General features: G+C 70.5%; 12 protein-coding genes. 6 read left to right on the plus strand and 6 right to left on the minus strand.

Annotated features, from left to right (window positions below; translation table 11 throughout):
* Positions 1-6: 6 nt before the first annotated feature.
* Positions 7-606: a carboxymuconolactone decarboxylase family protein gene (locus tag AC0AIB_RS11115; RefSeq protein ID WP_465096544.1), complete on the plus strand. Its 600-nt coding sequence runs from the start codon at positions 7-9 to the stop codon at positions 604-606.
* Entirely contained in the window at positions 603-1,484 is an 882-nt protein-coding gene (locus tag AC0AIB_RS11120) for an RNA polymerase sigma-70 factor (RefSeq protein ID WP_465096545.1), read from the plus strand. The genes AC0AIB_RS11115 and AC0AIB_RS11120 overlap by 4 nt, the downstream gene beginning before the upstream one ends.
* 59 nt (positions 1,485-1,543) lie before the next feature.
* Here the strand turns inward: AC0AIB_RS11120 and AC0AIB_RS11125 are convergent, their stop codons facing one another.
* Complete coding sequence (locus tag AC0AIB_RS11125; protein WP_328347952.1) at positions 1,544-3,646, minus strand: cellulase family glycosylhydrolase; 2,103 nt, start codon at positions 3,644-3,646, stop codon at positions 1,544-1,546.
* Positions 3,647-4,195: 549 nt separating this feature from the next.
* Between AC0AIB_RS11125 and AC0AIB_RS11130 the strand changes: the two genes are divergently transcribed.
* Positions 4,196-5,248 carry a LacI family DNA-binding transcriptional regulator gene (locus tag AC0AIB_RS11130; RefSeq protein ID WP_465096546.1) on the plus strand — a complete coding sequence of 351 codons (1,053 nt, stop codon included), beginning with the start codon at positions 4,196-4,198 and terminating at the stop codon, positions 5,246-5,248.
* 84 nt (positions 5,249-5,332) lie between these two features.
* Here the strand turns inward: AC0AIB_RS11130 and AC0AIB_RS11135 are convergent, their stop codons facing one another.
* Entirely contained in the window at positions 5,333-6,424 is a 1,092-nt protein-coding gene (locus AC0AIB_RS11135) for an SRPBCC family protein (protein ID WP_328347948.1), read from the minus strand.
* 548 nt (positions 6,425-6,972) lie between these two features.
* Between AC0AIB_RS11135 and AC0AIB_RS11140 the strand changes: the two genes are divergently transcribed.
* The 3 genes from AC0AIB_RS11140 to AC0AIB_RS11150 all read left to right on the plus strand — a co-directional run bounded on the left by AC0AIB_RS11140 (position 6,973) and on the right by AC0AIB_RS11150 (position 12,794).
* Positions 6,973-8,361: an endo-1,4-beta-xylanase gene (locus tag AC0AIB_RS11140; RefSeq protein ID WP_465096547.1), complete on the plus strand. Its 1,389-nt coding sequence runs from the start codon at positions 6,973-6,975 to the stop codon at positions 8,359-8,361.
* A 184-nt stretch (positions 8,362-8,545) separates the two neighbouring features.
* Positions 8,546-9,880 (plus strand): extracellular catalytic domain type 1 short-chain-length polyhydroxyalkanoate depolymerase, encoded by a 1,335-nt coding sequence (locus AC0AIB_RS11145; protein WP_328347943.1) that lies wholly within the window; start codon positions 8,546-8,548, stop codon positions 9,878-9,880.
* A gap of 502 nt (positions 9,881-10,382) precedes the next feature.
* Complete coding sequence (locus AC0AIB_RS11150; RefSeq protein WP_328347941.1) at positions 10,383-12,794, plus strand: ricin-type beta-trefoil lectin domain protein; 2,412 nt, start codon at positions 10,383-10,385, stop codon at positions 12,792-12,794.
* Positions 12,795-12,986: 192 nt separating this feature from the next.
* Here AC0AIB_RS11150 and AC0AIB_RS11155 read toward each other — a convergent pair whose 3' ends face one another.
* The 4 genes from AC0AIB_RS11155 to AC0AIB_RS11170 all read right to left on the minus strand — a co-directional run bounded on the left by AC0AIB_RS11155 (position 12,987) and on the right by AC0AIB_RS11170 (position 19,146).
* On the minus strand, positions 12,987-14,816 hold the full coding sequence (locus AC0AIB_RS11155) for an RICIN domain-containing protein (protein ID WP_465096548.1): 1,830 nt from the start codon (positions 14,814-14,816) through the stop codon (positions 12,987-12,989).
* A gap of 22 nt (positions 14,817-14,838) precedes the next feature.
* On the minus strand, positions 14,839-16,245 hold the full coding sequence (locus AC0AIB_RS11160; RefSeq protein WP_465096569.1) for an arabinofuranosidase catalytic domain-containing protein: 1,407 nt from the start codon (positions 16,243-16,245) through the stop codon (positions 14,839-14,841).
* A gap of 184 nt (positions 16,246-16,429) precedes the next feature.
* Positions 16,430-17,791 (minus strand): extracellular catalytic domain type 1 short-chain-length polyhydroxyalkanoate depolymerase, encoded by a 1,362-nt coding sequence (locus AC0AIB_RS11165; RefSeq protein ID WP_328347937.1) that lies wholly within the window; start codon positions 17,789-17,791, stop codon positions 16,430-16,432.
* A gap of 371 nt (positions 17,792-18,162) precedes the next feature.
* A complete protein-coding gene (locus AC0AIB_RS11170) occupies positions 18,163-19,146 on the minus strand; it encodes a LacI family DNA-binding transcriptional regulator (protein ID WP_328347935.1) in 984 nt (327 codons plus the stop codon).
* Positions 19,147-19,444 lie beyond the last annotated feature (298 nt).

The following is a 19,444-nucleotide window of genomic DNA, read 5'->3' on the forward strand; positions in this document are numbered from 1 at the left end:
GGCGACATGAGCAGCCACACCAGGGTTCCCAGGGCCGAGATCACCGGCCTCTACGGCGCGGTGCTGAAGACGTTCAGCCGGAAGATGTTCGGCGACGTGGCCGGCCCCCTCGAAGTGATGTGGCACCACCGGCCGGTGCTCCGGTTCAGCCTCGGCCTGGGCCAGAAGTCCAGCAGGTGGAAGGCCTGCGACAAGAACCTCAAGTCGTACGCGCAGATGGCGGTGGCCGCCCAGATCGGCTGCACGTTCTGCCTCGACCTGGGGTACTTCCAGGCATACGACGACGGCCTCGACGTGGCCAAGGCGCGGCAGGTGCCCCGGTGGCGGGAGTCGGACGCCTTCACCCCGCTGGAGCGGGACGTGCTGGAGTACGCCGAGGCGATGACGCAGACCCCGCCGACCGTCACCGACGCGCTCTCCGCCCGGCTGCTGGGGCGGCTCGGGGCGGCGGGGATGGTCGAACTCACCGCCTGGATCGCACTGGCCAACCAGTTCGCGCGGACGAACTTCGCGCTCGGGATCGAGGCCCAGGGCTTCGCCGCGTCGTGCGGGTTGCCGCCGTTGCCGCCCCGGGCCCTGCCGGACAGCGCGGTGCCGGCGGCATGAACGACGACCCGTTCGTCTCCCACCGCAGTCTGCTGTTCACGGTCTCCTACGAGTTGCTCGGCTCCGCCGCCGATGCCGAGGACGTCGTGCAGGAGACCTGGCTGCGGTGGGCGGCCCTCGGCGGGCCGGTGCGGGCGGACGTCCGCGACCCCCGGGCGTACCTGGTGCGGATCGTCACCCGGCAGGCGCTCAACCGGCTGCGGACGCTGGCCCGCCGACGCGAGGAGTACGTCGGCGAGTGGCTTCCCGAGCCGCTACTGACCAGCCCCGACGTGGCCGATGACGTCGAGCTGGCCGAGAGCGTCTCGTTCGCGGTGCTGACCGTGCTGGAGACCCTGGGGCCCGTCGAAAGGGCGGTGTTCGTGCTCCGGGAGGTCTTCGAGACGCCGTACGACGAGATCGCGGCGGCGGTCGGCAGGTCCCCGGCGGCGGTCCGGCAGATCGCCCACCGCGCCCGGGAGCACGTGGCCGCCCGGCGACCGAGGATACGGGTGAGCCGGGCCGAGCAGGAGATCGTCGTCGAGCGGTTCCTTGCCGCGGTACGCGGCGGCGACCTGCGGGAGCTGCTGGAGGTGCTCGCGCCGGACGTGGTGGTGGTCTCCGACGGTGGTGGTGTGGTCACGGCGGCCCGGCGACCGGTCGAGGGCGCGGAACGGGTGGCGGCGCTGTTCGGCGGGCTGGCCAGGCTGGCCGGCGACTTCGTGGCCCGGCCGACGTGGCTCAACGGGGGGCCGGCGGTGCGGTTCGACGTCGGCGGTGTGCTGGACACGGTGGCGGGCCTGGTGATCTCCGACGGCCGGATCACCCGGGTCTACGCCGTCCGTAACCCGCAGAAGCTGTCCCGACTCGACACGGAGGCCCCACTGAGCCGTTCGTAGCGCCGCTGTCACGGGGGGAGGGGCGACGCGGCCCGGTCGGCCGCGTCGCCCCTCGACGGTCAGACCGGGCTGCCGGTGACCGTACTTCCGGACTTCGTGATGCGGTACGTCACCTGCGTGCCGCTCCAGAAGTGGAAGGTCAGCGTGACCGGGCCGTCGTTGACCTCGGCGAAGAACTCGGGCTTCAGCAGGATGGTGTTGGCGCTGTAGTCCGGCTGGAAGTGCGTCCAGAACTCCTTGTAGGAGGTCCAGTTGGCCGGTCCGGCGCCGCTGCCGTCGGCGTACTTGGCCTCCATGGTGGCGAGCTGGTCACCGCGGAACTGGGTGGGGATGGCGAACGAGCCGGTGGTGCCGGTGGCCGCCGACTGGGTCGGCTTGTCGTAGGAGATGATGCTGATCCGCCACGGCACGCCGGCGGAGAAGCGGGCCTCGATGGTGGCGTTGACCCCCGGGGCGCGGTTGCCGGCCAGTCGGGTCAGCGCCGACGCCGTCAGGGTGAGCGTGCTGCCGGAGACGGTGTAGTCGGTGCCGTTGACCAGGTTGGTGCTGCCCTGCCGCAGTCCCTGGAACGAGACGCCGTTGAGGTTCAGGGTGAGCGACTTGCTGGTGATGGTGCCGGTGCGGGGCAGGTAGACCTGGTCGGAGGACGCGGTGGCCGAGCGGGTGGTCAGGTTCGCCTTCATCAGGTCGTAGATGCCCTGGTCCCGCCATTGCAGGGTGTTGCGTTCGAGGAACGAGCCCGCGTCCCAGAGCATGGTGGTGAGGTTGCGGATGCGGGCGTTGTAGCCGACGGCCTCGAAGAACTTCAGCAGTTCGCCGCGTTCGATGATGCCGGGCCGGGTGTAGTCGTAGCTGAGCAGCGCCCACTCACCGATGATCACCGGGATGCCGCGGGCGACGAAGGAGGTGCGGGCCCGCTCGAAGGTGCCGACCAGGTCCTGCTCGACGTTGCTGTCGTAGCGGGTGCCGCCGGCGATGTTGACGCTGAACGGCCAGTACCCGTAGAAGTGGATGGTCGCGGCGATATTGGGGTCGCGCAGCTGGCTGATCGTGGTGTTCAGCGCGTCCATCCGGGCCTGCTCGCCGCTGGTGTACAGGGTGGGCAGCACCAGCAGCCGGGTGGCGTTGCCGCCGCCGGACTGGCGGATCAGGCGGACGAACGCCAGGTGCAGCTCCCGCAGCACCTCGTCGCCCTGGGCGTCGTCGGAGGTGCCGGTGAACTGCGGCTCGTTGATGTTCTCGAACACCAGCTTGGCCGAGTGGTCACGGAACGTGCCGGCGATCTGGGTCCACAGCGCGTTGTACTTGTTCAGCACGGTGGTGCGGTCACCGGGATAGCCGTTGATCCACTGCCAGGAGTCGTGATGCAGGTTGATCATCACGTAGAAGCCCTCGGCCAGCGACCAGTCGACCACCTGGCGGACCCGGGCCAACCAGACCGGGTCGATGGTGTAGGTCGGCGCCGGTCCGGTGTGGTCGGTCCAGGTCACCGGGATCCGGATGCTGTTGTAGCCCTGCGAGCGCACCTGGCGCAGCAGGGCCTGGGTGGTCAGCGGGTTGCCCCAGGAGGTCTCGTCGGGGATGGCGTCGAGGGTGTTGCCCAGGTTCCAGCCGGGCTGCATCGCGGCCACCGTCGCCATCGCGTCACCACCTGGCGAGGGTGACGGCGAGGGGGAGGTGGTCGGCGTCGGGGACGGCGGAGCGGTGGTGGCGGTCGGCGTCGGCGTGCCGCCCACGCTCCCGGTGCAGGCGACCCCGTTGAGGGTGAACGAGGTCGGTACGGGGTTGCTGCCCGACCACGACCCGTTGAAGCCGAAGGAGACCGTGCCGTTGGTGGCGATCGATCCGTTGTAACTGAGGTTCTTGGCGGTCGCTTCGTTGCCGGAGGCGGTGACCGTCGCGTTCCAGGCCTGGGTGACGCGCTGGCCGGCCGGGAAGGTCCAGGCCAGGCTCCAACTGTTGACCGCGTCGCCGAGGTTGGTGACCTTGACGTCGGCGGTGAAGCCGCCCTGCCACTGCGACGGCACGGTGTACGCCACGCGACAGCCGGCGGCGGCCTGCGCGTTGCCGGCGACCATCAGGCCCGCCAGCAGCAGCGCGGCGAGCGCACCGGCCAGCAGGCCGGCCCGCTGGCGCATTCTTCGGACGTTCTGGGAACTCATCAGGGAACTCCTCGCCATGGTGGCACCGGATTGGTGTGGGTCGTCGAAGGTCTCACCGGCCGGGCCATCCCGGCCGGTGCCGAGGTCGACCGGATCGGGTCGGGCACCCACCAGCGCCACCGGGAGAACCGGGTTGCGCGGGTGGGGTGGTCGTCCGACGGCCCGGCCGGGACGTGGCGGGTGCGGACGCTGCCCGGGGCGTCCGCGAGAAATGGCGAGGCTCCCGCCTGGAAACGATCGGAGCCCCACTCCAGAAAGTTTCCGTCGCAGACCCTACAAGTATCGGTCGATGTGCGTCAATGGGAGGGCGGGCCGGGGTGGAGAAGTCCGTTCTGGCGAGCCTGCCCCCGAATGCCTCCGCTGTCCGCCCGGCGGTCACCCCGTGTTCTATCGAGAACAGAAGGAAAGTTTCTGGTACGTATCTGACTCCTGCGCCGGGTCGGGCGGGCGGCGGTCAGGTTATTCTGGGTCCCTGAACGATGCCGGCGCCCGGTCACGTGGCGATGCCGGGCGCGACCGGCAGCCGCTGTCACCGCCGAGGAGGCCGGGTTGGGGCACGTCGAGTCGGGTACGTCGGGCGGAGACCTGGCGGCGTTCGTCGATCCGACCAGGCCGGTGACGATCGCGGCGATCGCCGAATCGGCAGGCGTGTCGGTGCCGACCGTGTCGAAGGTGATCAACGGCCGGTCCGGTGTCGCGGCGGACACCCGGGCCCGCGTCGAGGCGGCGATCAGTCACCACGGCTACCGCAGGACCGCCCCGGCGACCCGGAGCAACATCATGGAGCTGGTCTTCGACGAGATCGAGGACATGTGGGGCCTGGAGATCATCCGGGGCGTCGAACGGGCGGCGCGGCGACACCGCGTCGGCGTCGTACTGACCGAGTTCGGGCCGCAGCGCAACGCGATCCGGTACTGGATCGACGACACCCTCTCCCGCCGGCCGGACTGCCTGGTCATGGTGGCCCAACTGGATGCGGAGCAGCACCAGCGGCTGCGCGCCCGAGGGATCCCGTTCGTGGTCTTCGACCCCACCACCGAACTGCCCGAGGACGTGCCCTTCGTGGGCGCGACGAACTGGGCCGGTGGCCGGTCGGCCACCCGCCACCTGATCGGGCTCGGCCACCGACGCATCGCGATGATCGGCGGCCCGGAGCACGTCCTGTGCTGCCGCGCCCGGCTGGACGGCCACCGGTCCGCCCTCGATGCGGCCGGTCTGCCGATGGAGGCCGACCTGCTCGTCCACACCGGCCTGAACCCCACCGACGGTCGCGCCGCAGCGCTCGACCTGCTGCGTCGCCCCGACCGCCCGACGGCGATCTTCGCCTGCAACGACCTGCAGGCGCTCGGCGTCTACCAGGCCGCCCGGGCGCTGGGGCTGCGGATCCCCACCGACCTCAGCGTGGTGGGCTTCGACGACCTGCCGATGGCCGCCCTGGTCGATCCCGCGCTGACCACCGTGCACCAGCCGTTGGTCGAGATGGCGTCCACCGCCACCGAGCTGGCCCTCGCGCTCGGGCGGGGGGAGCGGACCACCCAGGTCCGGCTGGAGCTGGCAACCACCCTCACCGTCCGGGAGAGCACCGCACCGCCCACGACCTGACTGACCGGCCGGCAGCGTCGCCGGCGACGTGACTGACCGGCCGGCAGCGCAGCCGGCGGCCTCACCGCTCCGGCCGGCGTCAGCTCACAGGCCGGCACAGGGGTGCTCGTCGACGGTGCAGCCCGCCGGAGCCTTGGTGACCGGGTCGGCGGTGCGGACGTCGAACCGGATCACCTGCGACCCGCCCGCCGGGACGGCCGGCCCGGTGAAGGTGACCGACTGCCCGTCCTGCTGCCAGTCTGCCCCGCTCACCTCGGCGGCCGAACTGCCCCGGGGCAGGGTGACGCGCACCGTCCAGTCCGCGGCCGGCGTCCCACCCGGGTTGTCGACCACCACCTCGCCGGTGTAACCGAAGACCCGGGTCGACACGGTCTCGTAGCGGGCGTCCAGCGCGCCGACCGCCGGGGGAGTCGGCGCGGGGGTCCTCGACGGGGCCGCCGACGGGGTGCGGCTCGGCCGGGCGCTGCTCGGCGTCGTGGTCGGTGTGCTGCTCGGCGTCGGGCGCACCGCCGCAGCGGACCGGGACGGGCGGGGCGTGGCGGTGGACCCGACCGGCGGGGACGCCGGACTCGACCCGGGGTCGGCGGGCGGCTCTCCGGGCAACAGGACCCACCCCGCCAGCCCGAGGGCCAACGCCGTCGCGCCCAGCCCGGCGACCGTCCCGGTGGCGCGGCGACGGGCCGGCGTCCGGCCCACGTCGGCCATCAGGGCCACCGGCAGTACGGCGGTCGGGGCGGCGCTGTCCTGCCGCAGGTCGACCTGGCGGAACGCCAGCCAGTCGAGCAGGGCGGGCAGCCTGCCTGCCAGCGCCTGCCGGTAGCATTCCTCGCGGCGCGCACCCTGCTCGGCAGGCCAGTCACCGTGCTCAACCGTCTCCCGGACCAGCACCCGACAGCCCGCACCGGTGGGGGTGACGGCGCAGGTCAGCAGGCTGGTCCGGGCACCCTCATGACACCGTACGACGATCAGTTCCGGCTCCCGCCGGTTGACGCCCTCGGCCTCGACGTCGGTGTCGAAGCCGGGCAGCGCGGCGGTGTGGACCAGCCACCGGCCCGGTTGCCCGGGATGCACCTCGGCCTCGGCGAACCATCGGGCGAGCAGCGCCGGATCGGTCACCGCACGCCAGACCCGGTCGGCGGGGTGGAGCAGGTCGATCTGGGCGCCGATCTCGATCACGGCGAGAGACTCTACGGCCCGCCCGGCCCGGCGGCGACGGTGGTCCATGGATCGGCCTGGCTCGCTTCGTTACGACTTGACGAATGACATGTTATCGCTCACAGTCGATGTCGAGGACAACCACACCTGTGGCTCACCGGGCGAGCCGTGCTGGTCGAACCTCGGATCACGACGTCCCCCCAGGGCATGCGGGACGTCGGATCGGATTCCCATCAGCAGATGTCGGTGACGGCGCGACCAGTCCCGTACGCGTAGGGGCTGGACATTTCGCCGGGGCCGGCCCGGTTTCCTCTGTGGAGGAGGATCATGGCTCCCTTTTCGGGCGGCGTTCCACTGTCCCCACCACCGGGCGATCCTCTCGCCGACCCGGGCTCCGGTCGCGGTGTCGAGGTCACCGGCGTCGAGGGCCAGGGTGGACTGCGGCGAGGGTTTCGTCGACATCCGCAGTCGTTGGCCGCGCGGCGATCCGCGTCGACCGGCGCAGCCCACCGCCGGAAGTGGAATCCCGCACCCCACCACCGCTGCACCCACATTGCAAAGGATGCGACATGAGACCCAAGAGAGCCCTGCTAGCGACGGCGACACTCGCCGTCGCCGGCGCACTCACCGTCGGGATGACGTTGGCGATGGCCCCTGCCGCCAGCGCCGGGACGACCCTGCGGGCGGCGGCGGCCGAGAAGGGCCGCTACTTCGGTGCGGCGGTCGCGACGGGCAAGCTGTCCACCAGCACCTACACCACGGTTCTCAACCGCGAGTTCAACTCGGTCGTGGCCGAGAACGAGATGAAGTGGGACGCCACCGAGCCGAGCCAGGGCCGGTTCGTCTACACCGGCGGCGACCGGCTGGTCAGCCACGCCCAGGCCAACGGGATGAGCGTGCGTGGGCACGCCCTGCTCTGGTACCAGCAGGAGCCGGGCTGGGCGCAGAGCATGTCCGGCAGCGCGCTGCGCAGCGCGATGATCAACCACGTCACCCAGGTCGCCACCCACTTCCGTGGCAAGATCTACGCCTGGGACGTGGTGAACGAGGCGTTCGCCGACGGCAACAGCGGCGGGCGTCGTGACTCGAACCTCCAGCGCACCGGCAACGACTGGATCGAGGCGGCGTTCCGGGCCGCCCGCGCCGCCGACCCGGGCGCGAAGCTCTGCTACAACGACTACAACACCGACGGGATCAACGCGAAGTCGACGGGCATCTACAACATGGTGCGCGACTTCAAGTCCCGTGGCGTGCCGATCGACTGCGTGGGTTTCCAGTCGCACCTGGGCACCTCGCTGTCCGGTGACTACCAGGCCAACCTGCAGCGCTTCGCCGATCTCGGTGTGGACGTCCAGATCACCGAGCTGGACGTGATGACCGGTGGCAACCAGGCCAACGTCTACGCCGGGGTCACCCGGGCCTGCATGGCCGTCTCCCGGTGCACCGGCATCACCGTGTGGGGGGTGCGGGACTGCGACTCGTGGCGCGGCTCCGACAACGCCCTGCTGTTCGACTGCAACGGCAACAAGAAGCCGGCGTACGACGCCGTGCTGAACGCCCTCAACTCCGGCACGGGTATCCCGACGACCACCCCGCCGAACCCGACCACCACCCCGCCGAACCCGACCACCACGCCCCCGAACCCGACGACTCCGCCGCCGGGTGGGTCGGGTTGCTCGGCGTCGGTGTCGTTGAACTCGTGGACGGGTGGTTTCGTGGCCACGGTGAAGGTGACCGCGGGTTCCTCGGGTACGCGTGGTTGGACGGTGAGCATGACGTTGCCGGGTGGGGCGAGCGTGACCGGCACGTGGTCGGCGACGGCCAGTGGTAGCTCCGGGACGGTGCGGTTCACGAATGTGGACTACAACGGTCAGCTCGGTGCGGGTCAGTCGACCGAGTTCGGTTTCCAGGGCAACGGCAGTGGTGCGGGGATGACCCCCACCTGCACCGCCAGCTGAGTTACGCCGTCGGCCCGACCCGGGGACACCGGGTCGGGCCGACGGTCCACGGCCACCCGACCGGCTCGACGTACATCGATCCGGGCCGTCGCCTGCCGGGTCGGACCGCTGTCCGTCGGCGGAGTCGAGGCGCGGGCCGGGCACGTCGTCCGGCGACTTCCGACTTCCGACAGAGGAACCGTCGATGAGATCACGAATCACCCTGCTGGCCGCCGCGCTGGCGAGCGCCCTGGCGACGATGACGGCCGTGGTCACGGCCCCCACCCCGGCGTCGGCCGCGACGCTGGCCCAGGTGACCAACTTCGGCACCAACCCGACAAATCTCCAGATGCACCTCTACGTGCCGGATCGGGTGGCGGCCCGGCCCGCGCTGCTGTTGGCACTGCACTACTGCACCGGCAGTGGCCCGGCGGTGCACTCCACCTTCGGGCTCAGCTCCCTCGCCGACCGCTACGGCTACATCGTGATCTACCCGTCGGTGACCCGCAGCAGCAAGTGCTGGGACGTCTCCTCCCCGCAGGCCCTGCGGCGCGACGGCGGCAGCGACCCCGTCGGCCTCAAGTCCATGATCGATTATGTCCGGGGCCGCTATCCGGTCGATGCGAGCCGGATCGGCGTCATCGGGTTCTCCTCCGGCGCCATGATGACCAACGTGATGGCGGGCGTCTACCCGGACGTGTTCCACGCCGGGATCAGCTCCTCCGGCGTGCCGTTCGGCTGCTTCGCCACGACCAACGGCTCGGAGTGGAACAGCGAGTGTTCCGGCGGACGGATCGTCAAGACCCCGCAGCAGTGGGGCGATCTGGTGCGTAACGCCTACCCCGGCTACACCGGCAAGCGGCCCCGGATGCAGATCTGGCACGGCACCACGGACACCACGCTGAGCTATGTCAACTTCGGCGAGCAGGTCAAGCAGTGGACCAACGTGCTCGGCGTGTCCCAGACCCCCAGTTCCACCGACTACCCGCAGACCAGCGCCACCCGGACCCGTTACGGCGGCACCGGTGGCACGCCGCCGGTGGAGGCGATCAGCTTCCAGGGGTACGGCCACTCCATCCCGTTCGACGCCGCCCAGGCCGTCCGCTTCCTCGGCTTCGACAGCGCCAGCCCCACCACGCCGCCGCCGAATCCGACGACGACCCCGCCGAATCCGACCACCCCACCGCCGAACCCCACGACGACGCCGCCGAACCCGACGACGCCACCGGTCACGACTCCGCCGGCAACCGGCGGGTGTGCGGCGTCGGTGTCGTTGAACTCGTGGACGGGTGGTTTCGTGGCCACGGTGAAGGTGACCGCGGGTTCCTCGGGTACGCGTGGGTGGACGGTGAGTGTGCCGCTGCCCGGTGGTACGAGTGTGACGGGCACGTGGTCGGCGACGGCCAGTGGTGCCTCCGGGACGGTGCGGTTCACGAATGTGGACTACAACGGTCAGCTCGGTGCGGGCCAGTCGACCGAGTTCGGTTTCCAGGGCACTGGCAGCGCGGCGGGCGTGACCCCGACCTGCACGGCCAGCTGACCACCGGACCGCTTCGACGTCGGGGTGGCCGATCCCTAGGGTCGGCCACCCGGACGTGGTGCGGGCGGCCCCGTCCGGCAGGTGCCAGACCTCGCGCATCGGAGCCCAGAAGTCCCCCGACCGGCCTTGGCGAGCGACTCCTGACACGGGCCGGTCAGCTGCCACCACTGCCGCGTCTGCGGGTCGGCGGCGATCAGGGCGGCTCCATCCGGTGTTTGGTCGCCCGGGGCGACCATCTTGCACGATCACGGGTATGACGTATGATGACCTTCTATCGACTTTCGTCGATGTTGTGGGTTGATCACGTCGTCCATGCGGCGTTCTGACGGGCGGGCCGGATTCTCGACCTGGCGGGCGGCTCTGCCCCGGGTGGGTCACCGGTTCGCACCCCCCGGCACCCCCGCTGAGTCCCGCGCCGACCCCCCAACCATCAAGCCGGTGGACCGTCGCAGCGGTGTGACGAGGGTCCACGGTGTCGAGTCGTTCCGAAGGAGAACCACTCATGTCAGGAATCACCCGGTTCCTCCGCCGCCCCACAGCCCTGCCGCTCCTGGTCGCCGGCAGCGTGCTGGCGGCCAGCGGCCTGGTCGGCGGGTTCGCCGAGCCAGCCCGGGCCGCCACCTCCATCACCATCAACGGCGCGTCGGGGGGCCGTACGTTCGACGGCGTCGGCGCGGTCAGCGGCGGCGGCGGCAACAGCCGACTGCTGATCGACTACCCGGAGCCGCAGCGTGGTCAGATCCTGGACTACCTGTTCAAGCCCAACTACGGCGCGTCCCTGCAGATTCTCAAGGTGGAGATCGGCGGCGACACCAACTCCACGAGCGGTGCCGAGCCGAGCCACTCCCACTTCCGCGGTGACCTCGACTGCAACCGTGGCTACGAGTGGTGGATCATGGAGCAGGCCAAGCTCCGCAACCCGAACATCAAGCTCGTCGGGTTGGCCTGGGGCGCACCGGGCTGGATCGGCAACGGCACCTTCATGTCCCAGGACTCGATCGACTACCACCTGGCCTGGCTGGGCTGCGCCAAGCAGCACAACCTGACCCTCGACTACCTCACCGCCGCCCAGAACGAGCGCAAGTACGACGCCAACTGGACCATCAACCTGCGGACCGCGCTCAACAACAACGGCTACGGCGGCGTGAAGCTCATCTTCGGCGACGACTACCCGGGCAGTTGGAACCCGGCCAACGTGGCCGTCAACAACGCGAACCTGCGCAACGCGATCGACGTGATCGGCGGCCACTACCCGTGCGGCTACCTGGCCGCGCAGTCCACCTGCACGGTGTCGGCGAACGCCACCGCCACCGGCGAGACGCTGTGGAACAGCGAGGGCGGCTCGCAGGACTACAACGACGGCGCCAAGCCGTTGGCGCGTGGCATCAACCGGGGCTACCTCGACGGGAAGATGACCGCGTACATCAACTGGAACCTGATCGGCGCGACCACCACGAACATCCCCTGGGCCACCGTCGGGCTGATGCTTGCCAACCAGCCCTGGTCCGGCTGGTACGCGGTCGGCAAGAACGCCTGGACGCTCGCGCACACCAGCCAGTTCACCGCGCCGGGCTGGAAGTACCTCGACTCGTCCGGCGGCTACCTCGGCGGCGTCCGCAACAACGGCAGTTACGTGTCGTTGAAGTCGACGAACAACTCCGACTACACCACGGTCATCGAGACCATGGACGCGACCGCCGCGCAGACGCTGAACCTCAACGTCACCGGCGGCCTCTCCACCGGTGCGGTGCACGTCTGGTCGACCAACCTGAACTCCAACAACACCGCCGACCACTTCGTCCGTGGCGCCGACATCACCCCGTCCGGCGGTGCCTACTCGTTGACCGTGCAGCCGGGCCACCTCTACACGATCACCACCACCGGTGGTGGTGGCAAGGGCACCGCGACCAGCCCCGCGCAGGGTCAACTGAGCCTGCCCTACAGCGACGACTTCGACAGCTACCCTGTCGGCAAGCTGGCGAAGTACCTCCAGGACAACCAGGGTGCGTTCGAGACCGCCGCGTGCGGCGGCGGCCGGTCCGGCATCTGCCTGCGCCAGTCCTCCCCGATGGCGCCGATCACCTGGAAGACGCTTGCCGACCCCAGCACCTACGGTGGCAACCTGAACTGGAACAACTACACCGTCTCCGCCGACGCCTTGCTGGAGAAGACCGGCTACGTCCAGGTGGAGGGCCGGGTGGGCAGCCAGACGCTGGACCCGGTCAGCGCCCAGAACGCCTACTTCCTGCGGGTGACCGATGGCGGTAACTGGTCGATCCTGCGCAACAACACCAGCAACCAGCTCACCACCCTGCGTAGCGGTACGGTCGCCGCACTGGGCACCAACCGCTGGCACAGCCTGGCGCTCGGCTTCTCGGGCAGCACCATCACCGCCACCATCGACGGGGTGACCGTGGGCACGGCCACCGACTCGTCGTTCGGCGCGGGTCTCGTCGGTCTCGGCACCAGCCAGGGGCAGACCGCCCAGTTCGACAACCTGAGCGTCGTCCCGGGAGTGGGCGGCGGCACCTCGTCGGCGCTGCGCAACGTCAACGCCGGCCGGTGCCTGGACGTACCGTCGCAGTCACAGACCAACGGCACCCAGCTCGCGCTCTGGGACTGCAACAGCGGCACCAACCAGCAGTGGACGACGACGGCCGGCAAGCAACTCCAGGTGTACGGCACGAAGTGCCTGGACGCCGAACGCTCGGGGACCACCTCGGGTACCCGGGTGATCATCTGGGACTGCAACAGCGGCGCCAACCAGCAGTGGAACGTCAACACCGACGGCACGGTCACCGGCGTGCAGTCCGGGCTGTGCCTGACGCCCAACGCCGCCGGCACCGCCAACGGCACCCTGATGGTCCTGTCGACCTGCAACAGCAGCAACAGCCAGAAGTGGACCCGGAGCTGACCGGACGCCGGTGACGGGTGCGCCCCCGGCGCGATGCGCCGGGGGCGTCGCCCCGCCCCGTCGGCGTGGTCCCGCGCGCCGGGTGGCCGACGTGTTCCGGCGGGCGGCGGTACTCCGATCGCAGACGCAGGGCCGGGGAGCGAACCCGGCCCTGCGTCTGCCCTCACCCGGTACGAGACCGGTTCCTCCCCGTCATACCGGCGTACGCCGCCACCGCTGGTTCGCGCCGGTGCCACAGGTCCACTGCACGACCTGCACCCCGTCGGTCAGGCCGGCGTTGAGCACGTCGAGACACTTGTTGCTGTGCCGGGCGACCAGTTGCACCTGACCGTCACCGACGTCCTGGAGTCGCCACTGCTGGTTGGTGCCGCCGTTGCAGGTCCACTGCACCACCCGGGCACCGTCCGCGGTCGTGCCGGCACCGCCGGAGACGTCGAGGCACTTGCCGCTGTTGCCGCTGGTCACCGTGTAATAGCCAGCACCGGCGTCCTGGAACCGCCACCGCTGGTTGGCCTGACCGTTCGCGGTCCACTGCACGACGTTGGTGCCGTCGGCCGTACCGGCGTTGCTGACGTCCAACAGCTTGGCGCTGTGCTGCGCCGTCAGGGTGTACGTCGTCGGCGTCGGGGTTGTGGTCTGGGGCGTCAACCGGTAGAGCCCGGCGCCGTGGGCGGGCAACGAGCGGCTGAACGTCCCGGTCGAGGTGCCGAGGGCCGCGCCGGACCAGAGGTCGGTCGCGGTGGCCGAGCCGATGCCGAGGTCGGCCAGGTTCATCGACACGGTGGCCGCCGCACCCTCCCGGTTGAACAGCGCGACGTACCGGTCGGTGCTGTCCGGCACGTCGGCGACCCACACCTGCCGGGTGCCGCCGGTGAGCTGCCGGTTGCTGGCGCTGCGCTGGTCGACCGCGAGCACCGCGCTGTTGGTCATCAGCGCCAGCTCCGCCGCCCGGTTCTCCACCAGGTTGCCGCCCCACATCAGCGGCGCCCGGTTGATCACCCACAGCGTCATCAGGGTGCGCTGTTCGTCCGCGGTGAGGTTCGAGTACCGCGGCGAGCCGACCGGGCCGTACTTGGACAGCCGACCGATCGGGATCATGTCCGGATCGGGCCAGGCACCGGTCTTGCGGTACGGCGTCCAGTTGCGGAGCTGGTCGAAGAGGGCGTCGAGGGAGGACCAGTTGTCCCACAGGTCGTTGACGATCCGCCACATGTGCGCGTTGTTCTGCACGTGCGGTCCGGCGGACAGCGGCGTCGCGCCCGGCGACAGGCTCAGCACCATCGGTCGGCCGCTGTGCTGGATCGCCAGCCGGTATCCGTCGACCTCCGACTGCCGGTAGGTAGGCGCGGCGATGTCGTCGATCTTCACGAAGTCGACGCCCCACGAGGCCAGCAGCTGGAACACCGAGTCGAGGTACGCCTGGGCGCAGGGGTTGGTCATGTCCAGCCCCCACATCAGGTTGAGCCAGGCCGCGCTGTTGCCGGCGTCGATCTGGTTGGCCCGGCAGGAGGTGCCGAGGATCGGCACGTTGTCCGCGACCGCCTGCCGGGGAATCCCCCGCATCAGGTGTACGCCGAACTTCAGCCCCTGCGCGTGCACGTGGTCGGCAAGCGGCTTGAACCCGTTGCTGCCGGTCGCCGACGGGAACCGGGTGGTGTCGGGCAGCAGCCGGCCGTTGCCGTCCATCCGGAGCCGGGGTTGCAGGTTGGCGTCCTGGTTGGGGCTGCCGTTGTGCTGCCCGGGGAAGTACCAGGCCCAGTCGACGACGATGTACTGCCAGCCGTACTGCCGCAGGTTCGCGCCCATGTAGTCGGCGTTGGCCCGGACGTCGGCCTCGGTGACGCTCCAGTTGAACGAGTCGTAACTGTTCCAGCCCATCGGCGGGGTGTCGGCGACGCCGTTGTCCCAGGCCCGTGCCGGCTCCGGTGACGGGGTGCCGACCAGACCGGTCACGAGCACCAGCATCGCGGCCAGCAGGACGGCCGTCCGTCGGACTGCCGGTCGTACGGTGCGGTGGTCCATCGAACCTCCTCGGGTCGTCGCATCAGCGGTAGCCGGCGGCGGTGATGTTCGCCTGGACCGCGTTCTCGGTCGCGTCCGACGGGTAGCCGGCGACCATCGCCCCCTCGTAGAACGTGCCGACGCTCTGGTTGGTGTTGTCGATGCAGCAGTCCCCGCCGCTGCCCAGGATGATCGCGCCCTGCTTCTTCATCGGGCTGTAGCCGCGCGGCAGCGAGCCGTCGTAGAGGGTGTAGAGGCTGCCGGACTGGGCGTTGCTGCCCTTGATGGCGAAGCGCGAGGTGCCGTTGTTCTTCAGGGTGGCGGTGACGAACTTGCTGGTGAACGCCCGCTGGTTGGAGTTCCAGGAACTGCTGCCGCCCGGGTAGAGGCCGTACTCCAGGTCGGCCTGCACCCAGGGCCCGGAGCCGGAGCAGCCACCGAACCAGCAGCTGGTGCCGAAGTAGATCGCGTCCATCGCGCCGGTGCCGTCGGCGCGACGGGTGGTCTCGCTGTTGCCGTAGTCGAAGCAGCAACCGCTGTTGACGTGGGTGCCGCTGGTGACCATGTACATGCCCTCCGGCGCGGCCCCGGTCGGCACCCCGGTCAGGTGACCGTCGCGCCAGTAACTGCTCTTGCCGGGGATGTAGAGCGAGTACACCTTGTCGCCGCCGACCGTCACCGACTCCTTGTTCGCGACCGCCGGCTGGACGGCGCCACCGACGCCGCCGGCCCCCTGGTAGCCGAGGTTGTTGCCGCGTCCGGACTGGTCGTAGATGATCGTGATGACGCAGTTGGTGTTCGCGCAGAAGCTGTCCTGGCCGGCGGCGTTGGCCCGTCCGCCGGGCGAGAGCACACCGATGTTCCTGGTGGTGTTGTCCGAGGACCGGCGCACCTGGTAGAGCGAGCCGTTGTAGGCGGCGTAGAGCGCCCGGGTGGTGCTGTGCGCCGCGATGCAGGCGGTGCCACCGGCGGCGTAGATGTCACACGGCTGGCTGGTGCCGGGCGGTGGGGTGGTCGGGGGCGGGGTGGTCGGCGGTGGCGTGGTCGGCGGTGGGCCGGTGGTCGGCGGCGGGGTGGTCGGGTTCACCCCTCCGGTGCAGGTGGTGCCGTTCAGGCTGAACGAGGCCGGGGCGGGATTACTGCCGGTCCAGGCCCCGTTGAAGCCGAAGCTCGCGGTGCCGTTGGTGGGGATCGCGGCGTTGTAGCTGGCGTTGGTGACGGTGACCTGAGCGCCGGCCTGGGCGTAGCTGCCGTTCCACAGTTGGGTGATGGTCTGCCCTGCGGTGTAACTCCAGACCAGCCGCCATCCGCTGATCGCGTCACCGAGATTGGTGACTGTGACGTTGGCACTGAAGCCGCCCTGCCAGGACGAGCCGACGGAGTAGCTGACCTGACATCCGGCGGCGGCCGCCGATGCCGATGTCTGGACGGCTGCGGCGGTGACGAGCATGAGGGTGGCGGCGGCGACCAGCGCCGGCCGTCGGCGGAGCAATCGGGTCTCTCGCACGGGATCTCCCGGTGGTGGGTGGACGGTGCGCTGCGTCCCGGCAGAGCGGTGGACGGGTCGACGCTGGACGCCGCGCGGGGACGATGGTGGGCGCGCGGGGACGACGGACGCGGGTGGGTACGGCGGGTCAGGCGACCACGCAGGTCGCACCGTTCAGGGTGAACGCCGTGGGGGCGGCGGCGTTGCCGGTGTGGGTGGCCTGGAAGCCGATCGTGGTCGCCGCGCCCGGGGCGAGCGTGCCGTTGTAGCTGACGTTCGTGGCGGTGACCTGGCCGCTGCTCGGCGAGTAGCTGGCACTCCAGCCGCCGGTGATGACCTGCCCGGCGGGGAGGGTGAACCCCAGGGACCATCCGTTGAGCGTGGTGGTCGCGGTGTTGACGATGGTGATGCTCGCGGTCAGCCCGCTGTTCCACGCGCTGATCGTGTCGGTGACCCGGCAGGCCCCTGACTGCGGCGACGACGTCGGCGTGGGCGTCGGGGTCGAGGTGGGGGTCGGGGTGACCGTCGGCGTCGGCGTCGGGGTGGCTGTCGGCGTCGGGGTGGGGGTGGGCGACGGCGCGGTGCCGTCCAGGCCGAGGAAGGTGATGGCGTACGCGAGTTGGCCGGCCATCGGCAGTTGGTGACCCACCCCGGCGATGCTGATCCCCTCGACTGGGGCCTGCGGGCCCGTCCCGCCGTACCGGGTGCGCGTCCAGGAGGACTGCGGGCGGTCGGTGAGGGTGGGCGTGGTGCTCAACCCGTGCAGGTTGGTCCACTGCTTGATCTCTTCGCCGAAGTTGGGGTACGCCAGGGTGGTGTCGGTGGCTCCGTGCCACAGCTGCATCCGGGGGTAGCGGCCCGAGTATCCGGGGTACATCGCGCGGGCCTGGTCGCCCCACTGCTGCGCCGTCTTGATCACGTTACCGCCGGAGCACCTGCTGTTCCACAGCGATCCGTCGGTGGTGGCGAAACAACCGGCGGGCACTCCCGAGAACGCCGACGCTGCCGTGAAGACGTCGGGATACTGCGCCGCGAGCACGTTGGTCATCATCGCGCCGGAGGAGAAGCCGGAGACCACGATCCGGGCCGGGTCGACCGGGTAGCGCTGCCGCGCGTACGCGACCATCGACATGATCCCGGTCGAGTCGCCGCCCCCGTTGCGGGTGAGCGCGGCCGGGGTGGAGACGTCGAAGCAGTTCCCGCTGCGGGTGGCCTCGGGTACGACGATGAGGTAACCGTAGCGGTCGGCGGCGGTCACGTAGTCGTGTCCGTTGCCGTTGAAGATCCCACTGGCCGAGCCCCCGCAGTAGTGCACCAGGAGCAGCAGCGCCGGTCGGGCCGCCAGCGTGCTCGGCGCGTACAGGTACATGTTGAGATTGGTGGGGTTGTTGCCGAAACCCGTCACCCTGGTCAGGGTCGCCGCGGTTGCGGGCTGCGCCGTCATCAGGACGGTGGTCGCCGCGATACCGAGGACGACGGCTGCCAGCGCGGCGCGCAGACTGCCCTTCATCGGTGGCCTCTCTTCCGGAGTGTGATCGCCGCGCCGAGGTGTGGTGCGGGCGTCGGTTCCGACCGTCGGCCCTCGGGTGTGCGAGCGTCCGCGACGCACCGCCCCGGCTGCCGCAGGCGGCGGTCCTGGTGCCTCGGACCGCTCTGCGCCGGCCGCCTGCGACCGGCACCGCCCGCCGCGACGGCGTCGGCCGTGGCCCCCGGGACCCGACGGGAGGTCACCGGGACGGCCCGGATTCGTTCCCGAGGATCGACGATTGTCGTTACGTTAACGTTAACACTGGGCACTGTCCATAGATGGCGGCCAGCGTGCGGAGTTCGCCTGATCCGGGGCGGTCGGCACGGCGGGCGGGCGCGGCGTCCGCCCGCCCGTCACCGGGGTGGAGCGACGCTGTCCCGGGTGATCAGGGTGGGGGAGATGGTCTGCCGCAACGTGTGGTCGACGCCCGCGTCGATCTGCGTCAACAGCAGGCCGAGGCTGGCCTCCGCCACGGTGTCGAAGTCCGGCCGGACGGTGGTCAACGGTGGGATGAAGTACGGGGCGTCCGGGACGTCGTCGAAGCCGACCACACTGACCTCCTCCGGCACCCGCCGACCGTGCTCGTGCAGCGCGTGCAGCACGCCGAGGGCGAGATCGTCGTTGGCCGTGAAGATGGCGGTCACCTCCGGGCTGCGGGCCAGCATCTGCCCGCAGCGGTACCCGGAGGCGGCGGACCAGTCCGCCTGGAGCACCGGGGGAACCTCCGCTCCCGCCGCCTGCAACGTCTCCCGCCAGCCGGCGATCCGCCCCGCGCTGTCGAACCAGTCGGCCGGGCCGGACACGTGCCAGACGGTCCGGTGGCCCGCGTCGAGCAGGTGCCGGGTGGCCAACCGCCCGCCCTCCACCTGGTCGATGGTGACAAGTGGCACCTGTCGGCGGGGGTCGCCGTCCACGGTGACCAGGGGGATGTGGGTGGGCAGGCACTCCAGCGCCTCGCCGGCGGACTCCACCGGGGCGATCACCACGATGCCGGCCACCCGGTGCGCCAGGTGCCGCTCGACGACGGCGGTGATGGAGGTGCGGTCCAGGTTGCGGACGCTGCCCACGCTGACGGCGAACCCCGCCTCGGCGGCGGCGAGCTCGAAGGCGGAGAGCAGCGACGCCGGGCCGTAGAGAGTGGTGTTGAGCGCCACCACACCGAGCACCTGTGACCGGCCGGTGACCAGCGTGCGGGCCGCCCGGTTCGGTCGGTAGCCGAGCTCGGTGATCGCGGCCTGCACCCGCAGCCGGGTCTGTTCACGCACGTGGGGATGGCCGTTGAGGACGCGCGAGACGGTCTGGTGGGAGACTCCGGCGAGGCGGGCCACGTCTCTCATCGCAGGAGCGCGCACAGTCATCCCACACCTCTCGGTCCGCCCCGCAGCCCGTTGACGGCGAAGCGGCCCGGCCCGGCGTCCGAGCAGGGACGTCAGGAACAAGGCATGGGCGCACACGCCGTGGACAACGCTGGATCAGCGAGAGTCTACGCGGCGTGTCGCCCCGGGTGGGTCGACGACGTGACCGAGTGTCGTCCGCGTACCGTGATTTTCGTCATCACGGATCGCAGGCGGCGCGCGAACTGACGGTGAACGTGTGGCCTCTGTCCCTTCCTCGGTCCTCGATGGTCACTGGCCC

The organism is Micromonospora sp. DSM 43699 (assembly GCF_055517075.1).

Bases quoted from the DNA above. Each gene is read 5' to 3' on its own strand.
- AC0AIB_RS11115 (WP_465096544.1), top strand. From the start codon at position 7: ATGAGCAGCCACACCAGGGTTCCCAGGGCCGAGATCACCGGCCTCTAC.
- AC0AIB_RS11170 (WP_328347935.1), bottom strand. From the start codon at position 19,146: ATGAGAGACGTGGCCCGCCTCGCCGGAGTCTCCCACCAGACCGTCTCG.
- AC0AIB_RS11165 (WP_328347937.1), bottom strand. From the start codon at position 17,791: ATGAAGGGCAGTCTGCGCGCCGCGCTGGCAGCCGTCGTCCTCGGTATC.
- AC0AIB_RS11140 (WP_465096547.1), top strand. From the start codon at position 6,973: ATGAGACCCAAGAGAGCCCTGCTAGCGACGGCGACACTCGCCGTCGCC.
- AC0AIB_RS11155 (WP_465096548.1), bottom strand. From the start codon at position 14,816: ATGGACCACCGCACCGTACGACCGGCAGTCCGACGGACGGCCGTCCTG.
- AC0AIB_RS11150 (WP_328347941.1), top strand. From the start codon at position 10,383: ATGTCAGGAATCACCCGGTTCCTCCGCCGCCCCACAGCCCTGCCGCTC.
- AC0AIB_RS11145 (WP_328347943.1), top strand. From the start codon at position 8,546: ATGAGATCACGAATCACCCTGCTGGCCGCCGCGCTGGCGAGCGCCCTG.
- AC0AIB_RS11120 (WP_465096545.1), top strand. From the start codon at position 603: ATGAACGACGACCCGTTCGTCTCCCACCGCAGTCTGCTGTTCACGGTC.
- AC0AIB_RS11125 (WP_328347952.1), bottom strand. From the start codon at position 3,646: ATGAGTTCCCAGAACGTCCGAAGAATGCGCCAGCGGGCCGGCCTGCTG.
- AC0AIB_RS11160 (WP_465096569.1), bottom strand. From the start codon at position 16,245: ATGCTCGTCACCGCCGCAGCCGTCCAGACATCGGCATCGGCGGCCGCC.